Source organism: Ligilactobacillus sp. WC1T17, assembly GCA_900110005.1.
GTDB classification, from domain to species: Bacteria; Bacillota; Bacilli; order Lactobacillales; family Lactobacillaceae; genus Ligilactobacillus; species Ligilactobacillus ruminis_A.
Genome location: FOCC01000003.1, coordinates 96,137 through 108,750 on the forward strand (window position 1 = coordinate 96,137; position 12,614 = coordinate 108,750).

The 12,614-nt window shown below is 37.6% G+C and carries 13 protein-coding genes; 1 reads left to right on the forward strand and 12 read right to left on the reverse strand.

Annotated elements, in window-relative coordinates; translation table 11 throughout:
- Positions 1-3 precede the first annotated feature (3 nt).
- The 11 genes from topA to BMX26_RS02760 all read right to left on the reverse strand — a co-directional run bounded on the left by topA (position 4) and on the right by BMX26_RS02760 (position 11,007).
- Positions 4-2,121, reverse strand: a complete 2,118-nt coding sequence (gene topA / locus BMX26_RS02710; RefSeq protein ID WP_075529922.1) for a type I DNA topoisomerase — start codon at positions 2,119-2,121, stop codon at positions 4-6.
- A 94-nt stretch (positions 2,122-2,215) separates the two neighbouring features.
- On the reverse strand, positions 2,216-3,082 hold the full coding sequence (dprA, locus tag BMX26_RS02715; RefSeq protein WP_075529923.1) for a DNA-processing protein DprA: 867 nt from the start codon (positions 3,080-3,082) through the stop codon (positions 2,216-2,218).
- A gap of 48 nt (positions 3,083-3,130) precedes the next feature.
- A complete protein-coding gene (locus BMX26_RS02720; RefSeq protein WP_075529999.1) occupies positions 3,131-3,889 on the reverse strand; it encodes a ribonuclease HII in 759 nt (252 codons plus the stop codon).
- 10 nt (positions 3,890-3,899) lie between these two features.
- On the reverse strand, positions 3,900-4,757 hold the full coding sequence (ylqF, locus tag BMX26_RS02725) for a ribosome biogenesis GTPase YlqF (RefSeq protein ID WP_075529924.1): 858 nt from the start codon (positions 4,755-4,757) through the stop codon (positions 3,900-3,902).
- A gap of 126 nt (positions 4,758-4,883) precedes the next feature.
- A complete protein-coding gene (locus BMX26_RS02730; protein WP_075529925.1) occupies positions 4,884-6,332 on the reverse strand; it encodes a S41 family peptidase in 1,449 nt (482 codons plus the stop codon).
- 16 nt (positions 6,333-6,348) lie between these two features.
- Positions 6,349-6,579: a YozE family protein gene (locus tag BMX26_RS02735; protein ID WP_075529926.1), complete on the reverse strand. Its 231-nt coding sequence runs from the start codon at positions 6,577-6,579 to the stop codon at positions 6,349-6,351.
- Positions 6,580-6,589: 10 nt separating this feature from the next.
- Positions 6,590-7,228, reverse strand: coding sequence for a YpmS family protein (locus BMX26_RS02740; protein WP_075529927.1), 639 nt, complete (start codon positions 7,226-7,228; stop codon positions 6,590-6,592).
- A 1-nt stretch (position 7,229) separates the two neighbouring features.
- Positions 7,230-8,144, reverse strand: a complete 915-nt coding sequence (locus BMX26_RS02745; protein ID WP_075529928.1) for an SGNH/GDSL hydrolase family protein — start codon at positions 8,142-8,144, stop codon at positions 7,230-7,232.
- A gap of 95 nt (positions 8,145-8,239) precedes the next feature.
- Positions 8,240-8,680, reverse strand: coding sequence for a signal peptidase II (lspA, locus tag BMX26_RS02750; RefSeq protein WP_143454846.1), 441 nt, complete (start codon positions 8,678-8,680; stop codon positions 8,240-8,242).
- Positions 8,681-8,842: 162 nt separating this feature from the next.
- Positions 8,843-10,501, reverse strand: coding sequence for a formate--tetrahydrofolate ligase (locus BMX26_RS02755; protein ID WP_075529930.1), 1,659 nt, complete (start codon positions 10,499-10,501; stop codon positions 8,843-8,845).
- Positions 10,502-10,626: 125 nt separating this feature from the next.
- A complete protein-coding gene (locus tag BMX26_RS02760) occupies positions 10,627-11,007 on the reverse strand; it encodes an EbsA family protein (RefSeq protein ID WP_075529931.1) in 381 nt (126 codons plus the stop codon).
- Between the two features lie 93 nt (positions 11,008-11,100).
- On the opposite strand from BMX26_RS02760, the gene BMX26_RS02765 reads away from it, so the two are divergent.
- Entirely contained in the window at positions 11,101-11,478 is a 378-nt protein-coding gene (locus BMX26_RS02765; RefSeq protein ID WP_075529932.1) for a ribonuclease HI family protein, read from the forward strand.
- Here BMX26_RS02765 and BMX26_RS02770 read toward each other — a convergent pair.
- Positions 11,475-12,611, reverse strand: a complete 1,137-nt coding sequence (locus tag BMX26_RS02770; protein WP_075529933.1) for a THUMP domain-containing class I SAM-dependent RNA methyltransferase — start codon at positions 12,609-12,611, stop codon at positions 11,475-11,477. The two genes, BMX26_RS02765 and BMX26_RS02770, sit on opposite strands and share 4 nt — an antisense overlap.
- Positions 12,612-12,614 lie beyond the last annotated feature (3 nt).

Consider the following 12,614-nt stretch of genomic DNA (forward strand, 5'->3'; position numbering starts at 1 on the left):
CCGTTATTTTTGCATAGCTTCTTCATAATCACCGTTTGGGCATTTAACCTGAATGCCTTTTTTCGTTTTCTTTTCAATCAAAAAGTGCTGGCATTTAGGGCAAGCACGTCCAATCGGCTTATCCCAGGAAACAAAGTCACATTCAGGATAGCGATTGCAGCCGTAAAAAGTCCGATTGCGCTTGGATTTACGTTCCACAATTTGGCCACGCCCACACTTAGGACATTTGACGCCAATTTGCTTAACAATAGCTTGCGTATTGCGACAGTCTGGGAAGCGGCTGCAAGCATAAAATTTACCAAAACGGCCCATTTTAATCACCATTGGTGCTCCACAAATTTCGCAGTCAAACCCAGCCGGCTCGTCTTTAATCTTCACTTTAGCCATCTTTTTTTCGGCATCTTTGACTTCAACAGCAAAAGGCTTGTAGAATTGATCGATAACTTGCACCCAATTTTGTTTGCCTTCTTCGATTTCATCCAATTGTGACTCTAGGTCAGCCGTAAATTTGACATTTAAAATATCTGGGAAACAAGTACTAATCATATTGTCTACAATCTCGCCTAATTCCGTCGGTTCAAATTTACGAGCAACCAGCTTAACGTAGTAACGTTTTTGGATGGTATTTAAAGTTGGGGCGTAAGTTGAAGGTCTTCCTACCCCGTTTTCTTCTAAAGTTTTAATCAAAGAAGCTTCAGTATATCTAGCTGGTGGCAAAGTAAAGTGTTGGTTAGGCTGATTTTTGCTGAGTATTACCTCATCACCATTGACTAAATTAGGCAGCATATTATCAGTCTTTTTAGCATCTGTATAAACCTTGGTGAAACCATCAAATTTCATCTTGGATCCGTTAGCGCGGTAAGTGACCCCATTTTGCACTAAATCGACTTTCATTGTGTCAATAACGGCTGGTGTCATTTGGCTGGCCACAAAGCGCGCCCAAATCAAGGAATATAACTTCATTTGATCTTTATCTAAATATTTTTCCAAAGATTTTGGCGTCCGCAAAACAGAAGATGGACGAATGCCTTCGTGTGCGTCTTGGGCGCCTTCAGCCAGCTTGCCTTGCCTAGGCTTAAGTGCGGCGTATTGGTCACCATATTCTTCGTGGATGAAAGCAGAAGCTTCATGTTTAGCAACTTCTGAAATACGGGTTGAATCCGTACGCATGTAGGTAATCAACCCCACTGAACCGCCACGACCTATATTAATACCTTCATAAAGCTGCTGAGCCACCATCATCGTTTTTTGGGTACGGAACTTCAAATTATTATTGGCAGCCTGTTGCATAGTGGATGTGGTAAACGGTAACGGTGGTTGCCGGCGCCGTTCTTTTTGTTCAACGTTGGCCACTGTAAAGGGCTGCTTTAAATCCAGTTTTTGCATAACCTGTTGCACCGCATCATTATTTGGTAAAGGTGTTTTTTTGCCATCTAAACCGTAAAAAGCGGCTTTAAATTTATGTTTTTCTTTTTTAAATTCAGCGTCAATTGTCCAATATTCTTCAGGCTTAAAATTCTTAATTTCTTTTTCACGCTGAATAATTAAGTTTAAAGCAATTGATTGTACCCGCCCTGCTGATAAGCCTTTTTTAATCTTAGCCCACAAAAGCGGGGAAATTGAATAACCGACAAGCCGGTCTAAAGCACGCCTAGCCTGTTGTGCATCCACTAAATCCATATTGATAGCCCGAGGGGATTTAAAGGCATTTTTAACCGCATCTTTGGTAATTTCATTAAAAACCACGCGATTCTTATCTTTAGGATCTAAGCCAAGCAAATAAGACAAGTGCCAAGCAATGGCTTCTCCTTCACGGTCCGGATCGGCTGCTAAATATACATGTTCGGCTTTTTTAGCTTCTTTACGTAACTCTTTGATAACATCGCCCTTACCTCTAATTGAGATATAGTGAGGTTCATAATTATTTTCAACATCAATTCCCATTTTACTTTTAGGTAAATCGCGAATATGGCCTAAACTAGCCATAACTTTATATTTGGAACCTAAGTATTTTTCAATGGTTTTAGCTTTTGATGGTGATTCAACAATAACAAGATTCTTTTTAACTTTTCGTCTTGTTGTCTTTTTTTTGGAACTAGTTGTTACCTGTTTGGTAGGCATAACCACACATCCTTTTATACAGTATCAATTTAAAATTTTCTTCCTATTTAAAAAGCAAATTCGATATCATGTTATGATAGTTAAAGGCTTTTTGTCAAGCATTTGCTATTTCTTCTAAGACATCTTCAGCTTTTAAAACCGGCTTGGCCCCAGCCAAAATGAGTTCATTGGTTCCCTGAGACAATGGCATATCAATCCGACCTGGGATGGCTAAGACATTGCGGTTTTCTTGTAAAGCCAGGTTAGCGGTAATTAAACTGCCACTACGCTTTTTAGCTTCTACAACTAAAACCGTTTGGCATAGTCCAGCAATAATACGATTCCGTTTGGGAAAATGAAATTTTAATGGCGGACTATCCAGGGGATATTCGCTTAAAACTAACCCCAATTGGGCAATATCTTTTTGGAGAGCATGATTTTGCTTGGGATAGCACAGATTAAGTCCTGTTCCTAAAACAGCAATGGTGGGACGCTTTTGTAATAAAGTCAAACTGTGTGCCAGCATATCAACGCCATTTGCAAGGCCACTGACCGTCACTAAATGTGGTGCTTTAGCTAAAATATCAGGAAGTAAGTGCTGCAAGCACGTCAAAGCATAATTGCTGTTTTGGCGTGCACCAACAATTGCTAAAATAGGCGCTTTAAGTAAAGCTAAGCTGCCTTGATAATATAACACAACTGGGGGATGATAGATTTCAGCCAACTGGGGAGGATAAGCTTCATCCAGAATTGTTAAACAATGTGTCTGTGAGCTGTTTTTGCGGTAAAGACTATTTGTTTGTTCATTTGTTAGTTGTTCATAGACTGTGGCAGCATAAGTTAAACTTTTTTGCCAAATAATCGCTGCTTCACTGGCATATGGTATCCGCTTATATTTGGCAATAAAATAAGCTGCCATTAACTGTAAGCGGTAAGGCTGTCCCAAGATACTCAATTTAATTAAAAATTCACGTTCATCCATTCAAATCGCCTGCTTTCTCAACTAATAAAGACGCTGAAAAAACAGAAATTATTTAAAATATGTTGATTTAATCGGCTCAAATGTTAAGCGGTGAATGGGACAAACACCCAGTTTAGCTAAACCGGCTAAATGCTCTTTAGTGCCGTAGCCGTCATTATTACTGAAATGATATCCAGGGTAGATACGATCATAAAAAGACATCAGATGATCACGATAAACCTTGGCAACAATGCTGGCTGCAGCAATCGAGGCCGATTTAGCATCCCCTTTAATCAGTTTAGTCTGCTTAATATCAGTCTCAATTTGCATAGCGTCAATTAAAAGATGCTGCGGTTTAACATCCAAGGCTAAGAGTGCTTTTTTCATTGCTAATCGCGCCGCTTCATAAATATTAATCTCATCGATAACACGATTGTCAACGACTCCAATACCTACTGCTACAGCCCGCATTAAAATCTGTCCGTATAATTCTTCACGCTTTTTAGCAGTTAGCTGCTTTGAATCATTGACTTCAATTAAGTCAAAATCATGTGGCAAAATAATGCAGCAAGAAACCACTGGACCGGCCAATGGCCCACGTCCAACTTCATCAATTCCGCCCACATAAGTAATACCTTTTTGCCATAAATCTTTTTCAAGCGTTAAGCGCTTGAAAAATGCTTGTTCTTGCTGAACTTTTTTAGCTTGGGACTTATGATATGAAGTCAGCAAAGCCTGCACACCCTTGCGTGAGTCATGTTTGAGTTCTTCAAGCAAATCCTGTGAGGGCTGATCAGCTAAAAGCTGTTTGACCGCTTTAATTGTCATCTTATCCATTTTATTCACCTAAAGCTGGATTTTTGGGTACCATGTCCAAGGTAAAACGACCTAATTTTCCTTTACGGCATTCAATAATTAATCGTTCGCTAGCACGATCGTAATCATCTTTAAAACCAAATTTTTTAGTCAAAATTAACAGTAATTCAGCTGTTGGTTCATCCAAATCATCCTGAGTTAATTTATAGCGTTCTAGTAATGCTTGCGGATTATGGTCAATGAAAAATTCTAATTCATATAAAGCCACATCATCTTTAGCGTACAAAGTATCTTTAACCGCCCCTGTTAAAGCCAGCTTTTTACCGACAATTGGATCTTCAAATTTAGGCCATAAAATACCTGGTGTATCTAATAATAAGAGACTATTACCAGCTTTAAGCCATTGTTGCGACTTAGTCACTCCAGGCTTATTGCCAACAATGGCCACATTTTTCTTCACTAGATGATTAAGCAACGTTGATTTACCGACATTTGGGATGCCAATGCACATAACTTTTACGCGGGAATTTTTGATGCCGCGAGCTTCTTTAGCAGCAATTTTATCTTTAAGTACTTCTGTAATCTTTTTTTCAATTGCTTTTAAGGTACCTTGGTTGCTGTTGACAGCAATCGCAGGCTGCCCACATGCTTCATAATAATTTACCCAAGCCCTTGTTTGTGCAGGATCGGCTAAATCCATTTTAGTCAAAACAATGATTGATTTTTTGTCTTTAAGTAATTCTTCGAGTTTAGGGTTGCGTGATGATTCTGGCAAACGTGCATCAACTAACTCGAGCACAATATCAACGGCGTTGAGATTTTCTTTTACTTGGCGCAAAGCTTTGGCCATATGCCCAGGATACCATTGAATAACGGTCATTTTAACTGCCTCCTTAAAAATTTATCTATGCTTAAATTAAAAATTTTTATACCTTACTATGATAACAATTTTAGAACATAAAAAAAAGGGCACAGGCCAAATTGAACTTGGCTTGTGTCCTAAATTTTATTTAACAGCTTTCAAAGCTTGTGTCATCGCATTATCTTGTTGACTGACTTTTTGGGAAATTTCACTTTCAATTTGACTTAAAATCTTAGCATCGGCACTTCCGTTTTGTGTTAAACCATGTTGCTTCTGATAGCTCAAAACGGCTTTTTGAGTTTGGGTTGAGAAATATCCGTTGGCACTGCCGGCGTTGAAGCCCAAATAATTGAGCATCTTTTGTAAAGACTTGACAGAACTGGAATTATCATTTAATTTCAATGTCTTCGTCGTACTTGGGATGATAGTATAAGCAATCTTAGGATAATCAGCCGTAATATCCGGTGTTAAGCCTTTGTGATGAATCCACGTACCATCTGGCGTTAACCACTTAGCAATTGTTAATTTAAGTTCAGTCTTATCTTTATAAGGTAATGTACTTTGAACAGTCCCCTTACCATATGATTTAGTCCCAATCAACTTGATTCCGGCTGATTGATGCAAGGCAGCTGAGAAAATTTCTGCCGCACTGGCAGATCCGCTATTGATTAAAACCACGGTCTTCTCATGTACTTTAAAGCCTTTGTCATATTGTTTGCCAGCACGGTAAACTGTTGGTTTTCCACCTCTAGTTTGAACTTGTAAGATAATCTTGCCGTTTTTAACAAACATCGATGACATCTTCAAAGCTTGATCCATCAAACCGCCAGGATTATTCCTCATATCGATAACAAAAGATTTAGCACCTTGTTTGCGTAAGGATTTAATCGTTTGTTTCATTTCCTTAGATGTGTTAGTGGCAAAACTTGTCACTGTAATAACGCCGACTGACTTATTTTGCGAGCTTAATTGTCCTGTTACGGTCTTCACAGGAATCTTAGCCCTTGTCAGCGTTTTGGTAAACGTTTGTCCATTACGCTTAATTGTTACAGTCACTTTAGTTCCAACTTTTCCGCGCATCGATTGAACGGCTTTAGTTAAAGTCATGGAGCTAGTACTTTTATTGTTAATTTTGATGATTAAATCATTAGCTTTTAATCCAGCTTTGGCAGCTGGAGTTTCAGCGATAGGTGCAATAATTTTAACCGCATGATCACTTTTTTCAACTTGCGCACCAATTCCGCCAAAGTTGCCAGAAATAGTATCATTTAAATCAGAACTTTCAGTGGCCGACATATACTCTGAGAAAGGATCACCTAAAGCGTTAATCATTCCGCTAATAGCACCGTTCGTCAATTTCTTTTGGGAGACATTTTTATAGTAGTTATAATAAATTGTATTAAAAACCGAACTTATCTTACCTAAAGATTGATTTTCTTTTTGCAAGGCCGTCACTTGTTTATTCATAACAAAATAGACTGAACCACCGCCTACTAAAACGGAAAGCAAGATTGTAATAATAATCCCTAAAAGTCCAAGCCTTTTCTTTTGAAATATTTGTTTAAATTTATTTCTTTTGGTTTCTTCTTCCATTGTTTAAACCTCCATCTTAAGCTATTTTAGCTTGATAAAGCTGCCAAACATCATCAAAAATGGTCATTGATGCCAGGTAGCTGGCATTTAATTCCAGATAAGACGATATTTCATCATAATCGCAGGATTGCTTAGGAAAGCCCGAGTCAAAAAAGGCCGCATTGGCAAAAGTAGCACTTTCAGATGTGGAGTCAGGATTCCTTAAAGTCATTAAAAAGGTATAAAAAGACATCGCATTACTTTTCATCAGCTGCCCCCTATTTGGTTGTAATTTTATTATTATCCAAAGGGATAGATAAATCAAATTTAATATTGTTATTATTCAAATTTAAGCTACGCCCTTTAATTTTGACTCCTTGTTTTTTGGTTAGTTGATTTAAATTCAATGTAATTTTAGCTTTCTTAGCATCAATTTTAGCCCATTTGCCTAAATCATAATTATTGCGAATATATTTTAAAATAAAACTTGCTGGGGCGTTTAACGATCCTACAGCAACCGTTTTAGCATTAAAAACAATATTTCCGTTAGCATCTAACGTTGGCTTTGTATAAAGGGTAAACGAAACATTCATTCCCAATATTTTGGTCGTTCCCATCATAATGGCTGATTTATCGAGTAATACGCGATACTTAACTCCATTTGTTTTTTGATTCTGCTTTAAATAATAATTGATGGCTGCTTGTAACTGTTTTTTGTTCATAGCCACAGTTACATCAGCATATTTTCCCGTTGTTTGGGTACTTTCGGCTTCGAAATCTTTTTGGCTAGGACTAGGCTGATTAATTCTAATCATGAGATAGGCAAAAAGAATAATTATCAGACTTGCTAAGGTGATAAAAGCAATTTTCCAAGGGTTCTTGGATACTGCATTTTTATTTGTACTTCGTTGCAACATTTTAATTTCCTTTCTTAAGCCACTTGTTTTTGTGAGCTTCCATCACTTGATAGAGTTTTTTGGTCATATACTTATATCCTTGGGTATTAGGATGAAAATGATCTGCGGCCGATAAGTAATCATTCTTTTCAGATTTGTCAGTTAATGATTTTTCTAATTCTTTGCTCGTCAATTCGGTTAAATCAGTTTGTGTATTTTTAATAAGCTTTTGCTTAGATTTGCCATCATATTGTCCATACGACAAACGGTCACAAATATCAACATAGTAGGCATTTGAGTCCTCTTCAGCTTGAGCTTTAGCTAATTTATTCCAAATTAAAGTATATTTTTGCATTTGCGTTAGCTGAGGAAAATATACATAAAAAGGATTGTAAATACTGATAATAAAAATCGGTGCGTTTTGATTATAACGGCGAATGCTTTCAAAGAGGTTGGCCAGTTTTTTTTGATATTTTTTTTGTGCTTTAGGCATGACTTGAGAAAGTTTATTTTTAGCCATTGCTTCGGCGTTATTTTGCATTACTTGCATTAAATCATTACCACCAACCGTTAAAGTAATTACATCAGCTTTAGCCAAATCTTTTTGCAACTTCTTTTGTGTCGCAATTCTTTTGGTAATTTGATCACTGCGATCACCCGTTTTTCCATAATTCTTCGTCCTAACTTTAACCTTTTCTTTTTTTTCAAGTTGCTTTTTTATCATCGTCACATAGCCGCCAAAATCATTAGGACCGCCGACACCATGTGTCAAAGAATCCCCTACACCTACTAATTTAACGGTTGGCTTTTTGCTTTTTTTAGATGCTTTAACCGTTGAAATTGTATCCTGCTTACAAAAGTTACTAAGTGGAGTTGCTAGGCTAAAGAGCAAGATGCCTAAAAAAATGAGCGCAGCATTTTTGTTTATTTTTAACATAAAAATCCTTCCTAATAAATACAATACTTTCATTGTATACCAGTTTAAGCAAAAGATAAAATTTATCACAAAAAAAGAGCGTACCACGCTCTCAATTAGTCTTCATCTTTAAGTAAAGCCCCAAAAATGATAATCACACCTGCTGTCAAAGCTGAATCAGCTACATTGAAAATTGGGAAATTAATAAAATCCAGTTGAAACATATCAACCACATAGCCCAAGCGTACCCGGTCAATAAAGTTGCCAACGGTTCCGCCAATCATGAAAGCCAAACCTAATTTATATAGGATTTGTTGGCGTTTTTTCCAAAAAAAGTAGCCCATTAAAGCTAATGATACTAAGCTGATAATGATAAAAAAGGCCTTTTTCCCTATCAGCATGCTCCAAGCTGCTCCATAATTTCTGATGTAAGCTAAGGATAATACCCCACTAAGCACAGGTGTGCTGTGATTTAGAGCAATGGTTATAACGATAAAATGTTTTACAAGTTGGTCAATTAAGATTATTAAGGCAATTAAGATACCATATCCAAGCAATTTAATCATCCTTTCAATTAATTTTAGTATACACTAACACCTCGGGGAAACCAAGCACCCCCTAGTGGCTTTTGTTTTTATATTAAATAGTTAAAGTAACTTTTTATCATTGTTATTGGTGTGAAAAATAAAAGGCAGTTAAAAACTGCCTTTTACCCTTAATTAATATAACCCTTCAATAACACCATCAGTTGAAACGTCCATCCCCATAGCAGCGGGCTTTTTCGGCAGGCCTGGCATCGTTAAGACGTTACCTGTCAATGCTACTAAGAAATGCGCTCCTAACTTAGGTACAAATTCGCGGACATGAATTGTAAAACCTGTTGGCGCTCCAATCAACTTGGCATTATCTGACAAAGAATATTGCGTTTTAGCCATGCAAACTGGCATCTTATCCCAACCAAATTCTTTGAAAGAAGCCAACTGTTTCTTAGCTTTAGCCGAAAATTCAACGCCAGCGCCGCCATAGATTTCAGTGACAATCTTTTGAATTTTAACTTCTATACTGTCATCGGCTTTGTATAGCGGTATAAAGGTCCGGTCTTCATCACAAGCTTCAATTACTGCTTGTGCTAAATCACCAGCACCTTTTCCGCCTTGCCCCCACACATTGCAGACATATGCTTTAGTATCATCCTCGGCACACAATTCTTTAATTTTAGCTAATTCAGCATCAGTATCTTGAGTAAATTGATTGATTGCTACAATAACTGGTACATTATAGCGCTTCATACTTTGGATATGCTTCCTTAAATTAGCATAACCCTTCACTAAAGCATCAAGATTTTCTTCATTGAGATCAGCTTTAGCCACACCACCGTTAGACTTAAGTGCGCGTGCCGTAGCAACAATAACCACCGTATTAGGTGTTTGACCTAAGACAGGAGTCTTGATATCCATGAATTTTTCGGCACCAAGATCAGCGCCAAAACCGGCTTCAGTAACAGTATAATCCGCTAAATCTAAACAAGTCTTTGTAGCTAAGACACTGTTACAGCCATGTGCAATATTCGCAAAAGGACCGCCATGAATAATCGCTGGCGTATGCGCCAAGGTTTGCACCAAATTAGGCTTAATAGCATCTTTAAGCAAAAGGGTAATTGCTCCAGCTACACCTAAGTCGGCCACTGTGACGGGCTGCTTAGCAAAGTTATAGCCAATAACAATTTGACTAATTCTTTGTTTTAAATCGGCTAAGTCTTTTGATAAACATAAAATAGCCATCAATTCAGATGCAACCGTAATATCGAATCCATCTTCACGAGGAACACCTGACGTAGCTCCGCCTAAACCAATGACAATATGTCGCAGAGCACGATCATTAATATCTAAAACACGCTTCCAAATAACCCGCCGCTGATCAATTTGCAACTGATTTCCCTGATAGATATGGTTATCGATTAAAGCTGCCAAGGTATTGTTGGCAGTTGTTAAAGCATGCATATCACCCGTAAAATGCAGGTTAATATCTTCCATCGGTACAACTTGCGCATAACCGCCACCAGTAGCTCCGCCTTTCATTCCCATTACAGGTCCTAAAGATGGTTCACGTAAGGCAATCATCGTTTTAGCACCGCTCAGTTGCATCGCATCGGCTAAACCGACAGTCACAGTAGACTTGCCTTCACCGGCAGGGGTAGGATTAATAGAAGTCACCAAAATCAGTTTGCGCTTTGTTTTAGGACGGGCTGTCAGCGGCAAAGTAATCTTAGCCTTATATTTGCCATAAGGTTCAATTTCATCTGCGCTTAAGCCTGCTCTTTGCGCAATTTTAGTGATTGGTTCCATCGTTGCTTGTTGTGCAATTTCAATATCTTTCAAAAAATCAACCTCCTGCATTTTGATGATTCCAGTATAAAACATTTCCAGCTTCATGTCACCTAAATATTAACTTTATTCTAAAAAAATGTCTTTTTTTGACCCGTTTGATTTGCTAAACACGAACATTATTGCTGGCTGCTTAGCACTTCATATATTTTTTTGGCGTTTTTCCTTTTTAAAACCACTGTGATAATTGCATTTTTACCAGTAATATTAATTCCATTTTTCAGTAATTCAACATCTTTGATATCTTGGTAGCGTATCTTTTTATTATTAAAAGACAATACCGTCTGAAATTCGACACTATCATCTGTTAAAACAAGCCGGCGCTTATATAACTGAATCCCAGCCACTAGCACAAACAGCAAAAAGCTGATTGCTGTCCAAATTTGAAAAACAGTCAATTCTAACCATAATAATAAGCTCAATAAAAAAAGCATTCCGGTATATGACCAGCATGTAACGCTTGTAGCGACATCAGGCTGACAATAAAAAACTTTTTTCAAAATATCATCCCTATCTTTAAATAACTGTTTTATGTCAAAAACTTGTTTTTTTAACCTGTTTTCGTTATGCTTAACCTAAATGGAGGTCTCATAATGATCAAACTATATACAGATGCCGCCTTTAAAGACGGGCATAGTGCTGCCGGCATCTTAATTGTGCAAAATCAAAAACAAAGCCAATTAAAAAGTAAACTTTCTGCTTTCGATAACCATCAAGCAGAATTTTTGGCTGCTATTTTGGGCTTTGAAAAGCTCAAACCTTTGGCCCATGCTGAAGAAGCCATCTTTTTTTATACCGACAGCAAAATTCTTTATGATAGCCTCTTAAAAAATTATAGCAAAAGCTATGCACCTAGTCTTAACCAATTAAATATTTTGATTTATCAATTTGATTCAGTCTTCATTAATTGGATTCCTGACAAGGAAAATAAAGGGGCTCACACTTTAGCCTTGCAGGCTTTAAACAGTTAATTTCGTGGTTTCTTTTGACCCCAATATTGGAATAAATCTGTTCTCAGTGAACCATTATATAATTTACGTCTCTTAGTCGCCTTTTCACCATAGAAAGTTTCAAATTGCAAATCGCTCGTCAAAATATACTTACTCCAAGTCTTCAAAGGACGGTAAACGTCACCCATTTGCCGGTATAATTTACGGACACTTTCTTGGTCACTTAACCGTTCACCATACGGCGGATTAGCCACAATCACGCCATACTCTTTGTCGGTTTTAAAATCTTTAGCTGCCATTTGTTTAAAATGGATGCTATGAAGTAACCCTGCTTCTCTGGCATTTAATTTAGCAATATCAATCATTTTTCCATCAATATCATAGCCGTAAATATCCAATTCTTTATCATAATCAGCCTTATCAAAAGCTTCATTACGCACATCTTCTTCCAATGAAGCTTCAACAAAGTCCCAACTACTGCAAGCAAATTGGCGCTTAAAGCCCGGAGCAATATTATGTCCGATTAAAGCAGCTTCGATTGGAATAGTGCCTGAACCGCATACTGGATCAACAAAGGTTTTTTCAGGATACCAGTGAGCTAATAAAACTAGTGCAGCTGCCATATTTTCTTTTAATGGCGCCCCACCTTTTTCTAAACGATAGCCGCGCTTAAATAAACTGGTACCTGATGTATCTAACGTCAGCATTACGCGATCTTTGTTGATAGCACATTCAATTGGATAAAGATTACCTGTTTCAGGCAAATGAGTCCGACGATGATAGACGGTACTTAATTTATCAACAATGGCCTTTTTGACAATTGATTGCACACTGGGAACATTATGCAATTTGGATTTTTGCGATTTACCCGAAACAGGAAATTCAGCGTCCATTGGCAAAAATTCATCCCACGGCAAAGCTTTAGTTTGTTCAAATAATTCATCAAAAGTGACAGCTTTAAACTCAGCTACCACTATTTTAATCCGGTCGGCTGTGCGCAACCATAAATTAGTTTCAAAAACATCACGCATATTTCCTTTGAAACGCACGCGCCCATTTTCGGTCTGTACTGCATACCCTAAATGTTTTAGTTCATTTGCTGTAATAGCTTCAATTCCGGCAGCACAGGTTGCAATTAAATTGAAATCTTCCATAAT